Here is an 18,732-nt window from a genome sequence, read left to right as displayed (position 1 = left end):
CGATCCCGATGTTCACCGGGATCGGCGGCGATAAAAATCAGAAATCCTAGGGGAAGAACTCAATGCGCATGCTGCCCAAGGCCCTCCTCGCCGGCCTGACGCTCGCCCTCCTGGCCTCGACCAGCGCCCTGGCGCTGGACGGCGGCTTCGAGAAGACCGCCGACGGGGTGATCGTCACGCCCGCCTCGGGGCCCGCCAAGAAGGTGCGGCTGCAGGTGATGGGCGACCGCCTCATCCACGTCACGGCCACGCCGACCGACAGTTTGGACACGCCCAAGAGCCTGATGGTGATCGCCCAGCCCAAGACCTCCGGCTTCACGGTCGACCAAGTCGGCGGCAAGCTGGTGCTGAAGACCGCCAAGGCGACGGCCGAGGTCTCGCTGGACGACGGGACCGTCGACTTCAAGGACGCCAAGGGCAAAACGGTCCTGGCCGAACGCGACCGCGGCGCCTTCAGGCCGGTGAAGGTCGACGGCGAGGACTTCTACGAAGTTCGTCAGCAGTTCAATCCGGGTACGGACGAAGCCTTCTACGGCCTGGGCCAGCACCAGAACGGCCAGATGAACTACAACGGCCAGGACGTCGAGCTGCTGAACTACAACCGCGCCATCGCCGTCCCGATGCTGCTGTCGAGCCGCGGCTACGGCCTGCTGTGGGACAACAGCTCGATCACTCGCTTCGGCGACCCGATCCCCTACGACGTCGCCTCGCGCGACCTGAAGATCACCGGCCTGGACGGCAAGCCCGGCTTCACCGCCAAGTACTATGTCGGCGGCGAGCTGAAGCTGACCCGCGCCGAGACCGACATCGACTACCGGTTCCTCAAGGACCTGCCCAACCTGCCCAAAGAGCTGAACGGCCCCGGCGGCAAGCCGCTGCCCGACAAGAAGGTGGTCTGGGAAGGGACGCTGACCACCGACAAGGCCGGGGTGCATCGGTTCAAGCTCTATTCGAGCGACTACGCCAAGGTCTGGATCGACGGCAAGCTGGTCATCGATCGCTGGCGCCAGAACTGGAACCCCTGGTACCACAACTTCGACGTCGCCCTGACCCCGGGCAAGGCCCACAAGGTCAAGGTCGAATGGCTGCCGGACGGCGGCTATATCGGCCTGCTGCACAACAATCCGCTGCCCGAGCCCGACCGCCATTCGCTGCAGCTGACCTCCGAGGTCGGCAAGGCGATCGACTACTATTACGTGGGCGGCGACGACCTCGACCAGGTGGTGGCCGGCTATCGCGAGCTGACCGGCAAGGCGACGATGATGCCCCGCTGGGCCTACGGCTTCTGGCAGAGCCGCCAGCGCTACGAGACCGCCGACCAGTTGGTCGACACCGTCAAGGAATACCGCAAGCGCAAGCTGCCGCTCGACAACATCGTGCTGGACTGGCGCTACTGGACCGACCCGACCTGGGGCAGCCACAAGTTCGACGCCTCGCGCTTCCCCGACCCGAAGGGCATGATCGACGAGGTGCACGCCCTGAACGCGCACTTCATGATCTCGATCTGGCCGAAGTTCTATCCGACCACGGACAACTTCAAGGAACTCGACGCCAAGGGCTACATGTACAAGCGCAACATCGAGCAGGGCGCGTTGGACTGGGTCGGCCCGGGCTATCTGAACTCGTTCTACGACCCCTATCCGAAGGAGGCGCGTGACATCTACTGGCGTCAGGTCAAGGAGAACCTGAAGGTGCTGGGCGTCGACGCGTGGTGGATGGACGCATCCGAGCCCGACCTGCACTCCAACGTCGATGTGCCCGAGCGCACCAAGCGCATGGGCCCGACAGCGCTCGGCCCGGCGGCTCAGTACTTCAACGCCTACGCGCTGCCGCACACCCAAGGCGTCTATGAGGGCGAGACGGCCTACAACCCCGAGGTCCGTCCGTTCATCCTGACCCGCTCGGGTTTCGGCGGCCTGCAGCGCAACGCCTCCTCGGTGTGGAGCGGCGACGTCGTGGCGCGGTGGGACGACTTCCGCGACCAGATCTCGGCCGGGGTGAACCTGTCGATGTCGGGAATCCCCAACTGGACCACCGACATCGGCGGCTTCTCGGTGGAGAAGCGCTACGAGAACAAGGACCCGGCCCACTGGCCCGAGTGGCAGGAGCTGAACCTGCGCTGGTTCCAGTTCGGCGCCTTCAGCCCGCTGTTCCGCAGCCACGGCGAGACGCCCTTCCGCGAGATCTACAACCTCGCCGACGAGGGGACCGAGGTCTACAAGGCCCTGGCCTGGTACGACGAGCTCCGCTACCGGCTGATGCCCTATGTCTACAGCGTGGCGGCCGACACCTATCAGCGCGACGGCAGCATCATGCGCGGCCTGGTCATGGACTTCCCGGCCGACAAGGCGGTGCGGAACATCGACGACCAGTATCTGTTCGGCAAGGCGTTCCTGGTCGCCCCGGTGACCCAGTTCAAGGCCCGCTCGCGGTCGGTCTACCTGCCCGCCGGGGCCAGCTGGTACGACTTCGAGACCGGCAAGGCGTTCAAGGGCGGCCAGACCATCAAGGCCGACGCGCCGCTGGCCCGCATGCCGCTGTTCGTCCGGGCCGGCTCGATCGTGCCGACCACGGTGGTCCAGCAATATGTCGGCGAGCAGCCCGACGCGCCGCTGACGGTGGTGGTCTATACCGGCGCCGACGGCAAGTTCGAGCTCTATGAGGACGACGGCCTGTCGACCGCCTATGCGCGCGGCGCCTGGAGCCGCATCCCGATGAGCTTCGACAACGCCACCGGCCGCCTGACGATCGGCGCGCGCTCGGGGTCGTTCAAGGGCATGGTCGACAAGCGGGTGATCAAGATCCGCTTCATCGGCGGCGGGGCCAAGCCGGTCGACTTCGACGCGGTGGATCAGACCGTGGAGTACGCCGGCCAGCCGGTGGTGGTGACGCGGAAGTAGATGCGCACCTGAGGTCCTCCCCCCACAGGGGGAGGGCCTTGGGCCCTAAGCCTGCACCACCAGCTTGCGCGTGATCAGCTCGGCCGCGTTCACGCGCTCGCCGCCCGGCTCCATCACTTCCAGGTGCACGTGGTTGGTGATCCCCGGATAGTGCTTCTGCAGGCTTTCGACGCTGCCGATCGTCTCGCCCAGCCGCACGGTCTGGCCGACCTCGACGCCGGGGGTCACGTAGAAGGCGCGGGCCACGTAGCCCAGGGCCGGGTTGCTGATCTCGACGAACTTCAGGTCGCTGGACCCGGCGTAGGCGTAGCCGATCTTGGTCACGTAGCCGGAGATCGGGGCGTGGACGTCCTGGCCGGCCGTGGCCACGTAGTCGACGCCCTCATGGCTGCGCGAGCCGCCGTCGCGGCGGGCGCCGAACTGGCCGTCGCCGAACTCGTCGTGGCCGCGCGGGAGGCCGCCCGTGGGGTTGGCGAAGTCGGGGGCGCCGTCGCCGTCGATGTCCGAACCGCTCCAGACCAGTTCCTTGCGAACCGGCCTCTGCGGCTTGGCGGCCATCTCGGCCAGCAGGCGCTGGACGACCGGCGACGGGCCCCTGGCCTTGTGCGGAGTCTCCATCGCCGCCACCACCATCGGAGCGAAGACCAGGGCCAGGCCCAGCGCGCCGCGCGCCCAAGGGACGAGTCTGTGCGGGGCGGGTGTCTTCGCATCCGATGCTTGCATCAAATCGTCCTGAAGTTGTTCGTGGATCGTTTCGGGATGTTGGGCGTTTTTGTCGGTTAATCGCCAGATAAGGCGAAGACATGGCAAGCCAAGTGCGACCTGCGGTCGCGCACGTATACGGCTGTGCTTGAAGCTCTACTGAACGTTGTTGGCGGGCAGTGGGCTAGACCCTGTGCAGGGTGATGGTCAATGCTCTGGTTTCGGCGGGAATATCGAGCGTTGCTGTCTCGTCCGCGTCGACAAGGACCACGTCCAGTTCGGCGAGATTCCCCACGCCTTCTAGCAGTACGACGAGCCTCGGTCCGTCCGGGGCCGCGCCGGGGTCGCCGCGCCAGGGCGCGACCCGCGCCGTCCAGGCGCCGCGCCGGACCATGACGTTGAGGTCGCGGATCGGGCCGGCGGTCAGGCGCGCGACGACGGCGGCCTCGCCCGGGAAGGCGAAGGGCGCGCCGGGCTCCAGCCGGATCGTCCGGCCTTCGATCTCCAGCGCCAGGCCGTCGCCGGCGATCACCGTCAGCACCCGGTCGGCGCCGGGAAAGGCCGAGAACGGCCCGTCGGCGGCGACGTCGGCCAGGCTAACCCGCCAGTCGAAGCCGTCCAGGCTCGCGCCCGGCGGCCAGGCGGCGACCTCGCGGGTGACGCCGCCGCCGTTCTTCCACGGTGTGGCGACCCGGTCGGCGGCGCGCAGGATGCGCACTACAGGATGCCCGGCAGGTCCAGGCCATGTTCGCGGGCGCAGTCCCTGGCGATCGCGTAGCCGGCGTCGGCGTGGCGCATGACGCCGCTGGCCGGGTCGTTCCACAGCACGCGTTCGATGCGCCTGGCGGCGGCTTCCGTACCGTCGCAGACGATGACCATGCCCGCGTGCTGCGAGAAGCCCATGCCTACCCCGCCGCCGTGGTGCAGCGACACCCAGGTGGCGCCCGAGGCGGTGTTGAGCAGGGCGTTCAGCAGGGGCCAGTCCGACACCGCGTCCGAGCCGTCCATCATCCCTTCCGTCTCGCGGTTGGGCGAGGCGACCGAGCCGGAGTCCAGGTGATCGCGGCCGATCACCACCGGGGCCTTCAACTCGCCCGAGGCGACCATGGCGTTGAACGCCAGGCCCAGCCGGTGACGGTCGCCCAGGCCCACCCAGCAGATCCGGGCGGGAAGGCCCTGGAATTTGATCTTCTCGGCGGCCATGTCCAGCCAGTGGTGCAGGTGGGGATTGTCGGGGATCAGTTCCTTGACCTTGGCGTCGGTCTTCTTGATGTCCTCCGGATCGCCCGACAGCGCGGCCCAGCGGAACGGCCCGATCCCGCGGCAGAACAGCGGGCGGATATAGGCCGGCACGAATCCTGGGAAGTCGAAGGCGTTCGTCACGCCTTCCTCCAGCGCCATCTGGCGGATGTTGTTGCCGTAGTCGACGGTGGGCACGCCGGCGGCCTGGAAGTCGAGCATGGCCCTGACGTGCACGGCCATCGAGGTGCGGGCGGCGCGGTTCACCGTTTCGGGCTCGCGCTCCTTGGCGGCGGCCCACTGGTCCAGGGTCCAGCCGGCCGGCAGGTAGCCATTGATCGGGTCGTGGGCGCTGGTCTGGTCGGTCAGCAGGTCGGGGCGGACGCCGGCGGCGAACATCGCCGGCAGCAGCTCGGCGGCGTTGCCCAGCAGGCCGACCGAGATCGGAGTGCGGTTTCGGCAGGACTCCTCGATCCAGGCCAGGGCTTCGTCCAGGGTCTCGGTGGCCTTGTCCAGATAGCCGGTGCGCAGCCGCATCTCGATCCGCGACGGCTGGCACTCGATGGCCAGGCACGAGGCTCCGGCCATCACCGCCGCCAGGGGCTGGGCCCCGCCCATGCCGCCCAGACCGGCGGTCAGCAGCCACTTGCCGGCCAGGTCGCCGCCATGATGCTGACGGCCCATCTCGACGAAGGTCTCGTAGGTGCCCTGCACGATGCCCTGGGCGCCGATATAGATCCATGAGCCGGCGGTCATCTGGCCGTACATGGCCAGGCCCTTGCGATCCAGTTCGTTGAAATGCTCCCAGGTCGCCCAGCGCGGCACCAGGTTGGAGTTGGCGATCAGCACGCGCGGCGCGTCGGGGTGGGTGCGGAATACGCCGACCGGCTTGCCTGACTGGACCAGCAGGGTTTCGTCGTCATTGAGCCGGCGCAGGGTCTCGACGATCTTGTCGTAGCTCTCCCAGTCTCGCGCCGCCCGGCCGATGCCGCCATAGACCACCAGTTCCTCGGGCCGCTCGGCGACGTCGGGGTGCAGGTTGTTCATCAGCATCCGCAGGGGGGCCTCGGTCAGCCAGGACTTGGCGGTGAGTTCCGTGCCGGTGGCGGGGCGGATGACGCGGGTGTTGTCGAGGCGGGTCATGCTGAAGTCTCGAGCGTTGAAAGGGCTGTTCTTCTCCTCACCCGCAGAGCGGGGGAGGAGAGGTTGAGGCGAAGGCCAGGCAGGCCTTCAGCACGTCGGTGAGGGCGGTCTGCAGCCCTGCGGCGCGCGCGACCTGGAACGGCGTTGGCCAATTGTCCGGCGCCAGGACCGCCGGTTCGTCGACATAGCCGCGGCAGGCCAGCTCCATCTGCACCGCATGGACGCCCTGGTCCGGCCGGCCGTAGCGGCGGGTGATCCAGCCGCCCTTGAACCGGCCGTCGGTGACGCGCGGCAGGCCCGTGGCGTCGCAGGCGCTTTCGACGGCGCGGGTCAGATCCGGATCGCAGGCCGCGCCGCTGTTGGTCCCGATGTTGAACTGCGGCAGTTCGCCCTCGAACAATCGCGGGGCCCGCGAGCGGATCGAGTGGGCGTCGTACAGCACCACCTTGCCGTGGCGCGCCACCAGCCGGTCGAGCTCGGCCTGGAGGCCGGCGTGGTAGGGATCGAAGAAGCTGGTCCGGCGCCGGGCGATCTCGGCCGGGTCGGGCTCCTCGCCGGGGCGATAGAGGGGGTCACCGTCGAAGGTGTCGACTGGGCACAGGCCGGTGGTGGCCTGGCCGGGATAGAGCGACACGCCCGACGGGTCGCGATTGACGTCGATCACCGTGCGCGAGACCTCGGTGCGCACCACCGTGGCGTCCAGGCCGTCGGCGAAGGCATAGAGCTCGCCCAGCCACCAGTCGGCGTCCTTGCGCGCCAGCCACGGCGAGACCAGTCGCGCCTCGATGCCCTGCGGGATCAGCGTGCCCGCGTGCGGGATGCTGACGATCAGCGGGGCGTCGCCGCGTTCTATGCTCAGCCAATCCATCAGGTTGTCATCCCGGCCGTAGCGCAGCGAAGCGCCGGGACCCAGGGGAGCCGCGCCGCCTTCGCCCAGTCCCCTGGGTCCCGGACAGCCTCTGCGAGGCTTCCGGGATGACAACGATGGGTGGGCGGGCTCATGCCTCCACCCCCGGCAACGCGATGGCCGAAGCCGCCGCCACGACCGCCCCCGACCGCACCAGGGCGTTGGCGGCCTCCATGTCCGGATGGAAGTGGCGGTCGTCCGACAGGTGCGGGACCTGGGCGCGAAGCGCCCGCCGCACGGCCTCCAGGGCTGGGCTCGAGGCCAGGGGCGCATGGAAGTCGCAGCCCTGGGCCGCCGCCAGCAGCTCGATGCCGATCACCGCCTCGGCCGCCTCGACCATGGCCAGCAGGCGCCGCGCGCCGTGGGCGGCCATCGACACGTGGTCCTCCTGGTTGGCCGAGGTCGGGATCGAGTCGACGCTGGCCGGATAGGCCTTCTGTTTGTTCTCCGAGACCAGGGCCGCGGCCGTGACCTGCGGGATCATGAAACCGGAGTTCAGGCCCGGCTTGGGGGTCAGGAAGGCCGGCAGGCCCGAGCAGGCGGGGTCGACCAGCATGGCGATGCGGCGCTCGGCGATCGAGCCGATCTCGCAGACGGCCAGGGCGATCATGTCGGCGGCGAAGGCCACGGGCTCGGCGTGGAAGTTGCCGCCCGACAGGGCCTCGTCCGTATCAGGGAAGATCAGCGGATTATCGGAGACGCCGTTGGCCTCGGTGGCCAGGGTCGCGGCCGCCTGGCGCAGCACGTCGAGCGCCGCGCCCATCACCTGCGGCTGGCAGCGCAGGCAGTAGGGGTCCTGCACCCGTGTGTCGCCCTCGCGGTGGGAGTCGCGGATCGCCGAACCGGCCATCAGGGCGCGCAGGGCCGCGGCGGTCTCGATCTGGCCGGGCTGGCGGCGCAGGACGTGGATGCGCCGGTCGAACGGGGTGTCCGAGCCCTTGGCCGCCTCGGTGGCCAGGGCGCCGGTGACCAGGGCCGACTGGAACAGCCGCTCGGCGTCGAACAGGGCGGCCAGGGCGTTGGCGGTCGAGAACTGGGTGCCGTTCAGCAGGGCCAGGCCTTCCTTGGGACCCAGGACCAGGGGTTTCAGGCCCGCGTCCCTCAGGGCCTCGACGGCCGGCAGGCGCCGGTCGCCGACGAAGATCTCGCCGACCCCGATTAGGGTCGCGGCCATGTGGGCCAGCGGGGCCAGATCGCCCGAGGCCCCGACCGAGCCCTGGCACGGCGTGACAGGCGTCAGGCCTTTCACGAGCATCGCTTCCAGCAGGTCGGTCGTCGCCGGCCGCACGCCCGACGCCCCCTGGGCCAGGCTGGCCAGCTTCAGGGCCATCATCAACCGGACCACCGGGACCGGCGACGGCGCACCCGTGCCGGCGGCGTGCGACAGCACGATGTTGCGCTGCAGGGTCTCCAGGTCGGCGTCGCCGATCCGCACGCTGGCCAGCTTTCCGAAGCCGGTGTTGATGCCGTAGACCGGCGCGCCCTTGGCCAGGATGCGCTCGACGGCGGCGGCGCTCCGCGCGATCACCGGCGCGGCGCTGGGATGGAGGCGAGCGGGGGCGCCGCGATAGACGGCCTTCCAGTCGGCGAGGCTGACTTCACCGGGGGTGAGAACGACTTCGATCACTTACAGGCCCTTCCAGACGCGCGCATGGAGCGGGTTGAAGCCCATGCGGTAGACAAGTTCGGCGGGACGCTCGATGTCCCAGATGGCCAGGTCGCAGGCCTTGCCGGCCTCGAGCGTTCCGATGCTGTCGAGGCGGCCCAACGCCCGCGCCGCCTCGCGCGTGACGCCGGCCAGGCATTCGTCGACGGTCATCCGAAACAGGGTGGCGGCCATGTTCATCGTCAGCAGCAGGCTGGTCAGGGGCGAGGTGCCGGGGTTGCAGTCGGTGGCCAGGGCCAAGGGGACGCCGGCCGCGCGCAGGGCCTCGATCGGCGGCAGCTTGGTCTCGCGCACGAAGTAGAAGGCCCCGGGCAGCAGCACGGCCGTCGTTCCGGCCTGGGCCATGGCCGCGATCCCGGCCTCGTCCAGATACTCCAGGTGGTCGGCCGACAGCGCTCCGAACTCGGCGGCCAGGGCCGCGCCGTGCAGGTTCGACAGCTGTTCGGCGTGCAGCTTGACCGGCAGGCCGTGCTCGCGGGCGGCCTGGAACACCCGCCGGGTCTGGGCGGGGGTGAAGCCGATGCCCTCGCAGAAGGCGTCGACCGCGTCGGCCAGGCCCCATCCCCCGAATTCAGGGGCGGCGACGGCAGGGATCATCTGGAAGCAGACATGGTCGATATAGTCGTCGGGGGCGTCGGCATATTCCGGCGGCAGGGCGTGGGCGCCGAGGAAGGTGGTGGTCACCGACACCGGGCGGGCCTCGGCCAGGGCGCGGGCGGCGCGCAGGCTCTTCAGCTCGTCCTCCAGCGACAGGCCGTAGCCGGACTTGACCTCGATCGTTGTCAGGCCCTCGGCGATCAGGGCGTCCAGGCGGGGCAGGGCGCTGGCGACCAGCTCGGCTTGCGAGGCCGCGCGGGTGGCCTTCATGGTCGAGACGATGCCGCCGCCGGCCCGGGCGATCTCCTCGTACGAGGCGCCGGCCAACCGCAGCTCGAACTCGTGGGCGCGGTCGCCGCCGAACACCAGGTGGGTGTGGGGGTCGATCAGGCCGGGCGTGATCCAGCGGCCCTCGCAGTCGATCGTCTCGCGGGCCTGGAAGGCGGGGGCTTCGGCGGCGGGGCCGGCATAGGCGATGCGGCCGTCCAGGCTGGCGACGACGCCGTCCTCGACCGCGCCGATTCCCGGTTGGCCCGGCGCGAAAGTGGCCAGGCGGGCCTTGCTCCACACCCGATCGCAGCGCATGGCCTGGGATCTCCCGACGCCGGTCCGGTCTCTTGCCGACGGCTCCAATATGTATAGACATATTCGCGCGACCCGAGGATTGTCCAGTGACCGACGACGAGTTTCCGCCGGAACCCGAGGCGGACGACGCTCCGATCTACACCCCACCGCGGGCGGTCGAGGCCCAGGCCGAGCCGGCTCAGCGGCCCGCGCCTGAGCCCGATCGCGCGCAACCGGCCGGCCCCCAGACCCTGTGGTTCGAGCAGGCCCTGCTGGCCGACGGCTGGGCGAAGGCCGTGCGGTTCACGATCACCGACGGCATGATCGGCCGCGTCGACACCGACGTGGCCCGCCAGCCCGGGGAGGTCGCCCACGGCCCGTGCCTGCCCGGCCTGCCCAACCTGCACAGCCACGCCTTCCAGCGGGCCATGGCCGGTCTTACGGAGACGCGCGGCCCACCGGACAGCAAGGGTGGCGTCGACAGCTTCTGGACCTGGCGCGAGCTGATGTACCGCTTCGTCGACCGGCTGGGTCCCGACGAGGTCCAGGCCATCGCCGCCCTGGCCTATATGGAGATGCTGGAGACCGGCTCGACCCGGGTCGGCGAGTTCCATTACCTGCATCACGACAAGGACGGCGGCGCTTACGCCGACCCGGCCGAGATGGCGGCGCGGATCGCGGCCGCGGCCGACGAGACGGGCGTCGGCCTGACCCTGCTGCCGGTGTTCTACGCCCATGCCGGCTTCGGCGGCGTCGCGCCGGGCGAGGGGCAGCGGCGGTTCATCCACGACGTGGACGGCTACGGCCGGCTGGTCGAGGCCAGCCGCGCGGCGGTCGCGAGCCTGCCGGACGCCGTGGTCGGGATCGCGCCGCACAGCCTGCGGGCGGTGACCGGCGAGGAGCTGACGGCGATCCTGCCGCTGGCCGGCGCGGGTCCGATCCACATCCACATCGCCGAGCAGACCCAGGAGGTCGACGACTGCCTGGCCGCCACCGGCGCGCGGCCGGTGCGCTGGCTGATGAACAATGCGCCGGTCGACAAGCGCTGGTGCCTGGTCCACGCCACCCACCTGAACGCCATGGAGACCGAGCGCCTGGCCAAGAGCGGCGCGGTCGCGGGCCTGTGCCCGATCACCGAGGCCAATCTGGGCGACGGCGTTTTTCCGGCCCACGACTATCTGGCGGCCGGTGGGGCGTTCGGGATCGGTTCGGACAGCAACGTGCTGATCGACGCCGCCGAGGAGCTGCGGACCCTGGAATACGCCCAGCGCCTGACGCGGCGGTCCCGAAACGTCCTGGCCCGCGCGCCCGGCGGGTCGACCGGCGGCGAGCTGTTCCGGGCGGCCGTGAGCGGCGGCGCCCAGGCCCTGGGCGTCGCCGGCGGCTTGCGGCGCGGGCGCGCGGCCGACTTCGTGACCCTGGACCGCGCCCATCCGGCGATGGTCGGCCGCGACGGCGACGCCTTGCTGGACAGCCTGGTGTTCGCCGGCCGGCACGGGGCGATCGACGGCGTCTGGCGCGGCGGCCGCCAGGTCGTCAGCGGCGGCCGCCACCACGCCCGCGACGCCATCCTCGCCCGCTACCGGACCGCCCTGGGGAGCGTGCTGGCTTGACCGGAAACGAAAGGACGCTGTCCCAGCGCATCCGGGGCGAGATCGAGGACCTGATCCGTTCGGGCGCCTGGACGCCGGGCCGCAAGGTCCCGTCCGAGGCCGAGCTGATGGCCCGGTTCGACTGCTCGCGGATGACCGTCAACAAGGCGATGTCGGCCCTGGCGGACGAGGGACTGATTGTCCGCCGTCGTCGCGCCGGCTCGTTCGTGGCCCGGCCGCGCGTGCATTCCACCGTGCTCGACATCCCCGACATCCAGGCGCAGATCGTGGCGCGTGGCGAGGCCTATCGCTTCGACCTGCTGGACAGGCGTCGGCGCAAGGCCAGGACGGCGGACGCGGACGAGGCGGCCCTGGCGGCTGGCGGCGCGCTGCTGGCGCTGCGTGGCGTGCACGTCGCCGGCGACCGGCCGTTCGCCCTGGAGGATCGCCTGATCAGCCTGGCCGCCGTGCCGGAGGCCGCCGACCTCGATTTCGCCGACGAGTCGCCGGGGGCCTGGCTGTTGCACCACGTACCCTGGACCGAGGCCGAGAACCGCATCAGCGCGGTCGGGGCCGACGCGGCGACGGCGGGGCTGATGGGGCTGGACCCGGGCGCGGCCCTGCTGGCCGTCGAGCGCCGCACCTGGCGGGCGGGCGAGCCGGTCACCTGGGTCCGCCAGCTGTTCCCCGGCGAGGCCTACGACCTGGTGGCGCGGTTCGGGCGGGCGCGCTGATACGGCCTTGGGCCGTCCACGAAGGTAGGCCATCACAACCACTTTACGAGTCCAAATTGTCTGAGTAATGTCGCGGTACGCCTGACCGGCGACCGGGAGGAAATGGGTGAAACAAGGTCTGTCTCTTGCGCTCGCCTGCTCGGTGGCGCTCGCTTCCAGCGGCGCGCCGTCGGTCGTTCGGGCGGCCGGTCCCGAGCCGGTCATCGTCAGCCGGGGCAACCCGCTGTTCCGCGACCGCTTCACCGCCGATCCCGCCCCGCTGGTCGTCGGCGACACGCTGTATCTCTACACCGGCCACGACGAGGCCCGGGGCGACGAGATGTTCACCATGCGCGACTGGCTGGTGTTCTCGACCAAGGACATGAAGACCTGGACGCCGCACGCCCCGATCATGAACGTCAAGGACTTCAAGTGGGCCAAGAAGGACGCCTGGGCGTCGCAGGCCATCGAGAAGAACGGCAAGTTCTACTTCTACGCCGCCGTCGAACACGACGACAGTCATCCGGGCAAGGCCATCGGCGTCGCCGTTTCGGACAGTCCGACCGGTCCTTTCACCGACGCGCGTGGATCGGCCCTGATCACCAACCAGATGACGCCCGAAGGCAAACACAGCTGGGAGGATATCGACCCCACCGTCTTTACCGACGACGACGGCGTGACCTGGATCGCCTGGGGCAATCGCGACTGCTACATCGCGAAACTCAAGGCCAATATGACGGAAATCGACGGCCCGATCCGCAAGATCACCCCGCCGCATTTCGAGGAAGGTCCCTGGCTGCACAAGCACGGGGATCTCTATTACCTCGTCTATGCGTCGCTCGACCGCACGACCCAGAGCGACGAACATACGTCCTACGCCACCGCCACCTCACTGGACGGGCCCTGGACCTATCGCGGTGAACTGACCAAATCGGCCAAGAACAGCTTCACCATCCATGCCGGCATCGCCGAGTTCAAGGGTCAGGGGTACATCTTCCTGCACAATGCGACGCTTACGGTCGGGGACCAGAGCGGCGCCGTCGGCCGCCGCGCCGTGACGGTCGAATACCTGCAATATAACCCGGACGGCACGTTGAAGCCTGTCGTCCAGACCGAGGCCGGGGTCTCCGCGCCGCCTCCACCGGCCCATTAATCAGACAAATAACCGCGCCGGATCATGGCGCGACAATCCATCTGGGATCGTCTCAATGCGCCTTCTGACCTCCGCGGCCGCGATCGCCGCCGCCCTGATCCTGCCCGTCGCGGCCCATGCCGCCGAGGCCCCGGTTCAGGTAACGCTCGATGCGTCCAAGCCCGGCGCCGTGATCGACCGCCATGTCTTCGGCCAGTTCGCCGAGCACCTGGGCAGCGGAATCTACGGCGGCATCTGGGTCGGCAAGGACTCCACGATCCCCAACACGCGCGGCATCCGCAACGATGTCGTGGCGGCCTTGAAGGCGCTCAAGGTCCCCAACGTCCGCTGGCCGGGCGGCTGCTTCGCGGACGAATACAACTGGCGTCGCGGAGTCGGCCCCGAGCGCAAGGCGGCCGTCAATGCGAACTGGGGCGGGGTGGTCGAGCCCAACACCTTCGGCACCGACGAATTCATGGACTTCGCCCAGCAGATCGGAACCGACGCCTATGTCTCGGTCAATCTCGGCTCTGGCACCGCGCAGGAAGCGGCCGAATGGCTCGAGTACATGACCTCGTCGACCGACGACGCCTTGGGCGCCGAGCGCGCCAAAAACGGTCACCCTGAGCCGTATAAGGTCGCGATCCTTGGCCTCGGCAATGAATCCTGGGACTGCGGCGGCGCGATGTCGGCGGACTTCTACGTCAACGAAATGAAGCGCTTTTCACGCTTCATCCATAACTATAACCCCGCCCAACCGATGAAGCGCGTGGCCGTCGGCCCGAACGGCGCCGACACCAGCTATACCGACGCCGTCATGAAGGCGTGGAAGGGCCGTTCCTGGGCCTGGGACATCGAAGGCCTGTCCCTGCATTTCTATTCGACGGGCGGCTGGCCGCCGCATTTGCCGGCCGCCGGCTTCGACGAAAAGGACTATGCCGCCCTGCTGAAGGACTCGATCGGCATGGACGGCATGATCAAGACGCATTCGGCGATCATGGACCGGTACGATCCCGAAAAGAAGGTCGCCCTGGTGGTCGACGAATGGGGCGCGTGGCTGGCGCCGACGCCAGGGTCGAACCCCGGCTTCCTGGTGCAGCAGAACAGCCAGCGCGACGCCGTGCTGGCCGCGCTCAACATCAACATCTTCGCGCGCCACGCCGACCGCGTCCGCATGGCCAACATCGCGCAGATGGTCAACGTCCTGCAGGCCATGATCCTGACCGACAAGGACAAGATGCTGCTGACGCCGACCTATCACGTCTTCCACATGTACGTGCCGTTCCAGGACGCGACCTTCGTGCCGCTGACCTTCGACGCCGGCGCCTATACGACGAACGGCGTCACCCTGCCGCGCGTCGACGCCGTCGCGGCCAGGGACAAGGCCGGCAAGGTGTGGATCGCCGTCACCAATATCGACCCGAAGTCGCCCGCGACGTTCAGTGTTTCACTGGCCGGCGTGAAAGCCACCAAGGCTTCGGGCCAGACCCTTTCCGCGCCGAAGGTCGACAGCGTCAACACCTTCGACGCGCCCAATACCGTCGCCCCCAAGGCCCTGTCGGCCAGGGTCGCCAGCGGCAAGCTGACCGTCACCGTCGCACCGGCGTCGGTGACGGTGCTCGGTCTGGAATAGTCGGAGCAAGACCGGTAGGGCGGATAGAGCGCTTCGACGAGATCCTCGCGCAGGCCTTGGCGTCCCCGGCCGTCTAGACCAGCCCCGGCCCGGAGATCCGCACCACCGGCGTGAAGGCCGGCCGCGCGCTGGGCAGGGTCACGCGCAGGCCCTTGCCGTCCCGCTTGAAGGCCAGCGGCTCGGGCGACCCCAGCAGTTCCACCCGCCGCACCTCGCCGGCGCTGGTCGGGCCCGACGTCGCCAGGCTCTCGATGACCAGCTCGCCCGTCGGCCAGGCCATGGGCAGGGCGTATAGGTCGCCGCCCTTGGTGGTGAAGCGGATGTCGGCGGCCTCGAACGGCTTGGCGTCGCCCTCGTTCTGCATACCCTCGACCAGCCTGGTCGGGCCCTCGCCGTAGATCCGCCAGGGCCGCGAGGCGTAGATCGCCGGGCCGTTGACGGCGATCCAGCCGGCCATGCCCTCCAGGACCTTCTCTTCCTTGTCGTCGATCGTGCCGTCGCCGCGCTGAGGAATGGAGACCATCAGGCAGCCGTTCTTGCTGACCACGTCGATCAGGCGCTGGATCACGTCCCTGGCGCTTTTGTAGCCGTCGCGGTCGTAGAGGCCCCGGTCGTAGTGCCAGTTGCCGATGCAGGTGTCAGTCTGCCAGGGTTCGGGCCGAAGGCGGTCGGAGAAGCCGCGCTCGACGTCCTCGACGATGCCGCGCCGCTGCAGCGGGCTCAGCTTCTTGCCGGTGACCACCACGTCGGTCGCGCCACGCGCCGCCACGGCCTGGTTGTAGTAGTGGGCCGTCGCCGCCAGGCCGGCCTGGCCCAGCGGCAGGGTGTAGTTGTCGAAATAGACCATGTCGGGCCGGTAGCGGTCGACCAGGTCGTTCTGCCGCGCCAGCCAATTGGCGACGAACGCGGGATTGTTCGGCGGCGGGGTCTCCAGCCATTCGCCGTCGTGCTTGTCGTGCCAGGCGTTGGCGGCGGCGATGCTGTCGATGCCGTCGGGGATCAGCATGTTGGGGCCGGTATAGAGCTGTTGCGGATCCAGCCCCTGCCACCACTTGCCCTTGCCGTCGGCCTTGGTCAGGCGATAGGCGTCGTAGCGCCGGCCCTTCAGCGGGCCCTCGGCGTCGTAGCCGTAGGCGGTCTGCCACCAGTGCCAGGCGTGGGCCGAGTGGTTGGAGACCCCGAAGCGCATGCCGTGCTGGCGGGCGACCTGTTCCCAGGTCCCGACGATGTCCCGCCCTGGGCCGACGCGCAGGGTGTTCCAGGTGTGGTGGCGGCTGGCGAACATGTCGAGGTTGTCGTGGTGATTGGCCATCGACATGAAGTACCGGGCCCCGGCGGCCTGGTACTTCTTCATCAGGCCTTCCGGATCCCAGTTCTGCGCCTTCCAGCGCGGGATGAACTCCATGAAGCCGAATTGCGTCGGATGGCCGTAGGTCTTGACGTGGTGCTCGTAGACCCCGTTGCCCTGGATATACATCTGGCGGCCGTACCAGTCGCCGTATTCGGGCACGCATTGCGGACCCCAATGCGACCAGATGCCCAGCTTGGCGTCGCGGAACCAGTCGGGGACCTTGTAGTCCTGGGCCAGGGACTCCCAGCTGGGCTGGAAGCCGCCCTTTCGGGGAGCGGCCAGGGCGGGCGCGGCCGAAGCGGCGGCCAGGCCCGCGCCCAGGTTCAGCAGGTCGCGGCGATTGAGGCTCATATGCGGTCCCTAGTTCTTGGCTGGCGCCGCGGCGTTAGCCGGCGGGTCGCCATAGAGGATGCCCCGGCCGTGGACGCCAAGATAGACGCGGCCGAAACGGTTTGGATCGCCGGTCAGGGCGCGCAGCTCCGCGAAGCCCCAGCGCTCGTCGTGCAGCTTGATCCAGGTCTTGCCGACGTCGTCGGAGCGGAACACGCCCTCGACCCCGCCGACCTTGCCCCAGACGAACACCGCCGGATGGGTCTGGCCCGGCGCGGCCTTGCCGAAGCCGACCAGGCCGGCCTCATCGACGCCGCCGACCGCCTTGAAGCTGTCGCCGCCGTTGGTCGAGCGCATCAGGCCCTGGGCGGTGGGCAGCCACAGCTCGCCCTCGATCCCGGGCGCGGCCTTCAGCGGCCGGCCGTTCGGCAGGTTGCGGGCCGCGACCTTGAAGCTCTCGCCGCCGTCGGTGCTGGCCAGCACCGCGCCCTGGACGGCGTCGTAGACATAGAAGCGCGACGGGTTCACGCGGTCGGAGGCCGGCGTGAAGTCCAGGCGCTCGCCAGACGCCGCGCCCTGGACCGGACGCCAGGTCCTGCCGTCGTCGCTGGAGACGTAGGGCGCGGCGTTGCGCAGGGCCCAGACCATGCGCCCGCCGTCGGCCGACAGGGCGATGCGGCCGGTGTCGGGGTTGGAACCGCGCGGCGGCGAACCGGCGAAGGCCTTCCAGGTCTTGCCGCCGTCCGTGGAGCGGAAGCCGCCGGTGGGCGTCGGGTCGCTGGTCCGGACCAGGATGTCGGGCGCCAGCGCCGCGTAGTCGAGCCCGCGATTGGTGCCGCCGTGCGGGTCGAAATAGCGGCTGTTGGCAGCGCTGTCGACGTCATCGTGGCGAAAGCCGCCGATGTCGCCGATCGCGCTCACCAGCGGGGCGCCGCCCGAGGCGCCATTGGGCGGCGAGACCAGCTCCAGGGCCACGGTCTCTTCCAGCCCCTCGTCGTCGAACCGCCAGCTGGTGCGGCCCGAGCGGTCGGCCTCCGTCAGGTTCTTCGTCCGCCACAGGCCGTAGCCGGTGACGTAGATGGCCTCGTCGGGATTGGTCGGGTCGATGTCGATGTCGCCGATCCAGTGGCCCATGGCGCGGGCGGCCTTGCCCTCCAGGCCGCGCACCCAGGGCGCGCCGCCGATGTCGTGCTCGGACTTCTCCCGCAGGCCCTTCCAGGTCTTGCCGCCGTCGGTGCTGCGGAACACCTCGTCGCCCTTGCCCCAGCGGTCGAGGGTGGAGACCACGACGACGCCCGGATGGGCGGGGTCCAGGCTGAGACCGCCATAGCCGAACGCGTCCGGCCCGCCCGGCTTGACTGGGGTGATGTCGGTCCAGGCGCCGCTGTCGGGGTCCATCTTCCAGACCGCGCCGTCAGTCACGCCGTTGGGGCCCAGCGCGTTGCCGTAGGCGATATGGACGACGCCCTTGGCGTCCAGCGCCAGGTGGTGCGGGATCAGTCCCTTGGGCTGGCCGTCGACCAGGCCCCAGCGGGCCCCGCCATCGGTGCTGACCAGCAGGCCGCCGCCATGGTTCGTCGCGAAGCCGGCATAGAGAATCGCCGTCTCGCCGGTCTTGGTCTTCTCCACCGGGTCGAAGGCCACCAGGGTGACGTGGACCTTCGGGAAGGCCTCGACCCGCGACCAGGTCGCGCCGTGGTCGGCGCTGCGGTAGAGGCCGTCCTTGGCGCCCAGGAACAGCACCGCGCCCCGAGCCGGGTCGACCATCAGCCGCTCGCCGGTGTTGCGGCCGTCCTCGTTGCCGCCGATCTTGACCGGCAGCTCGGTCTTGGCCCAGGTCGCGCCCCGGTCGGTGGAGCGCAGCAGGGCGCCGCCGCGCGCGTAGGGACCGGTATATTCGCCGGCCGCCATGTAGAGCCGGTCGGGGTCCTGTGGATCGACGGCCAGGCTCAGCGCCCCGGCCAGCTGGCCGTCGGCGCGCTTGAGGTCGTCGTTCAGCGCCACCCAGCGGCTGGTCGTTCGATCCAGGCGATAGGCGCCGCCGATGTCGGTGCGGATGTAGACCAGCCCCCTCTCGGTCGGGTGGTAGACCACGCCGCTGACGAAGCCGCCGCCCAGCACCTCGACGGGCTTCCAGCTGTAGGGTTGCACGGTGGGCGAGGCGGCGAGGGCGGGCGCGGCGAGGGCCAGCGCCCCGGCGGCGACCGCCAGGGCGAGACTGCGTTTGAACCAGGACAAGCGGGACCTTCCGTCTCAGCGGGCC

13 protein-coding genes are annotated in these 18,732 nt (G+C 69.6%); 5 read left to right on the top strand and 8 right to left on the bottom strand.

The genetic code is table 11. The annotated features are described in order from the left end of the window. The first annotated feature begins 62 nt into the window (after nucleotides 1-62). Nucleotides 63-2,900, top strand: a complete 2,838-nt coding sequence (locus AC07NX_RS18830) for a TIM-barrel domain-containing protein (protein ID WP_494643859.1) — start codon at nucleotides 63-65, stop codon at nucleotides 2,898-2,900. A 45-nt stretch (nucleotides 2,901-2,945) separates the two neighbouring features. Here AC07NX_RS18830 and AC07NX_RS18825 read toward each other — a convergent pair whose 3' ends face one another. The 6 genes from AC07NX_RS18825 to hutI form a co-directional block, all read right to left on the bottom strand. Beyond that, a complete protein-coding gene (locus AC07NX_RS18825; RefSeq protein WP_494643858.1) occupies nucleotides 2,946-3,623 on the bottom strand; it encodes a M23 family metallopeptidase in 678 nt (225 codons plus the stop codon). A 163-nt stretch (nucleotides 3,624-3,786) separates the two neighbouring features. Beyond that, entirely contained in the window at nucleotides 3,787-4,320 is a 534-nt protein-coding gene (locus tag AC07NX_RS18820) for a HutD/Ves family protein (protein WP_494643856.1), read from the bottom strand. Beyond that, nucleotides 4,320-5,984, bottom strand: coding sequence for a urocanate hydratase (gene hutU, locus AC07NX_RS18815; RefSeq protein WP_494643855.1), 1,665 nt, complete (start codon nucleotides 5,982-5,984; stop codon nucleotides 4,320-4,322). Before hutU ends, AC07NX_RS18820 begins: the two co-directional genes overlap by 1 nt. A 37-nt stretch (nucleotides 5,985-6,021) precedes the next feature. Then, nucleotides 6,022-6,852, bottom strand: a complete 831-nt coding sequence (gene hutG, locus AC07NX_RS18810) for an N-formylglutamate deformylase (protein WP_494643854.1) — start codon at nucleotides 6,850-6,852, stop codon at nucleotides 6,022-6,024. A 130-nt stretch (nucleotides 6,853-6,982) separates the two neighbouring features. Continuing rightward, the gene (gene hutH, locus AC07NX_RS18805; protein ID WP_494643852.1) at nucleotides 6,983-8,518 is read right to left on the bottom strand and encodes a histidine ammonia-lyase; all 1,536 of its coding nucleotides are present in this window, start codon (nucleotides 8,516-8,518) and stop codon (nucleotides 6,983-6,985) included. Beyond that, nucleotides 8,519-9,739, bottom strand: coding sequence for an imidazolonepropionase (gene hutI, locus AC07NX_RS18800; RefSeq protein WP_494643851.1), 1,221 nt, complete (start codon nucleotides 9,737-9,739; stop codon nucleotides 8,519-8,521). An 86-nt stretch (nucleotides 9,740-9,825) separates the two neighbouring features. Here hutI and AC07NX_RS18795 point away from each other — a divergent pair, with 86 nt between their 5' ends. The 4 genes from AC07NX_RS18795 to AC07NX_RS18780 all read left to right on the top strand — a co-directional run bounded on the left by AC07NX_RS18795 (nucleotide 9,826) and on the right by AC07NX_RS18780 (nucleotide 14,788). Continuing rightward, the gene (locus tag AC07NX_RS18795; protein ID WP_494643849.1) at nucleotides 9,826-11,331 is read left to right on the top strand and encodes a formimidoylglutamate deiminase; all 1,506 of its coding nucleotides are present in this window, start codon (nucleotides 9,826-9,828) and stop codon (nucleotides 11,329-11,331) included. Continuing rightward, nucleotides 11,328-12,044: a histidine utilization transcriptional repressor HutC gene (gene hutC / locus AC07NX_RS18790; RefSeq protein WP_494643848.1), complete on the top strand. Its 717-nt coding sequence runs from the start codon at nucleotides 11,328-11,330 to the stop codon at nucleotides 12,042-12,044. The genes AC07NX_RS18795 and hutC overlap by 4 nt, the downstream gene beginning before the upstream one ends. A 106-nt stretch (nucleotides 12,045-12,150) precedes the next feature. Beyond that, the gene (locus AC07NX_RS18785) at nucleotides 12,151-13,176 is read left to right on the top strand and encodes a glycoside hydrolase family 43 protein (RefSeq protein WP_494643847.1); all 1,026 of its coding nucleotides are present in this window, start codon (nucleotides 12,151-12,153) and stop codon (nucleotides 13,174-13,176) included. 55 nt (nucleotides 13,177-13,231) lie between these two features. Further along, a complete protein-coding gene (locus AC07NX_RS18780; protein ID WP_494643846.1) occupies nucleotides 13,232-14,788 on the top strand; it encodes an alpha-N-arabinofuranosidase in 1,557 nt (518 codons plus the stop codon). 73 nt (nucleotides 14,789-14,861) lie between these two features. Here the strand turns inward: AC07NX_RS18780 and AC07NX_RS18775 are convergent, their stop codons facing one another. Both AC07NX_RS18775 and AC07NX_RS18770 read right to left on the bottom strand, forming a co-directional pair. After that, nucleotides 14,862-16,490 carry an alpha-L-fucosidase gene (locus AC07NX_RS18775; RefSeq protein WP_494643844.1) on the bottom strand — a complete coding sequence of 543 codons (1,629 nt, stop codon included), beginning with the start codon at nucleotides 16,488-16,490 and terminating at the stop codon, nucleotides 14,862-14,864. Nucleotides 16,491-16,499: 9 nt separating this feature from the next. After that, nucleotides 16,500-18,707 carry a WD40/YVTN/BNR-like repeat-containing protein gene (locus AC07NX_RS18770; RefSeq protein ID WP_494643843.1) on the bottom strand — a complete coding sequence of 736 codons (2,208 nt, stop codon included), beginning with the start codon at nucleotides 18,705-18,707 and terminating at the stop codon, nucleotides 16,500-16,502. Nucleotides 18,708-18,732: the final 25 nt, after the last annotated feature.

This window comes from Caulobacter sp. GW821-FHT09A05, from assembly GCF_059418465.1.
This window is presented reverse-complemented; position numbering and strand designations above follow the sequence as displayed.

Excerpts from the sequence above, each read along its gene's own strand:
- AC07NX_RS18830 (WP_494643859.1), top strand. The coding sequence starts at position 63 with ATGCGCATGCTGCCCAAGGCCCTCCTCGCCGGCCTGACGCTCGCCCTC.
- AC07NX_RS18825 (WP_494643858.1), bottom strand. The coding sequence starts at position 3,623 with ATGCAAGCATCGGATGCGAAGACACCCGCCCCGCACAGACTCGTCCCT.
- hutU (WP_494643855.1), bottom strand. The coding sequence starts at position 5,984 with ATGACCCGCCTCGACAACACCCGCGTCATCCGCCCCGCCACCGGCACG.
- hutG (WP_494643854.1), bottom strand. The coding sequence starts at position 6,852 with ATGGATTGGCTGAGCATAGAACGCGGCGACGCCCCGCTGATCGTCAGC.
- hutI (WP_494643851.1), bottom strand. The coding sequence starts at position 9,739 with ATGCGCTGCGATCGGGTGTGGAGCAAGGCCCGCCTGGCCACTTTCGCG.
- AC07NX_RS18780 (WP_494643846.1), top strand. The coding sequence starts at position 13,232 with ATGCGCCTTCTGACCTCCGCGGCCGCGATCGCCGCCGCCCTGATCCTG.
- AC07NX_RS18775 (WP_494643844.1), bottom strand. The coding sequence starts at position 16,490 with ATGAGCCTCAATCGCCGCGACCTGCTGAACCTGGGCGCGGGCCTGGCC.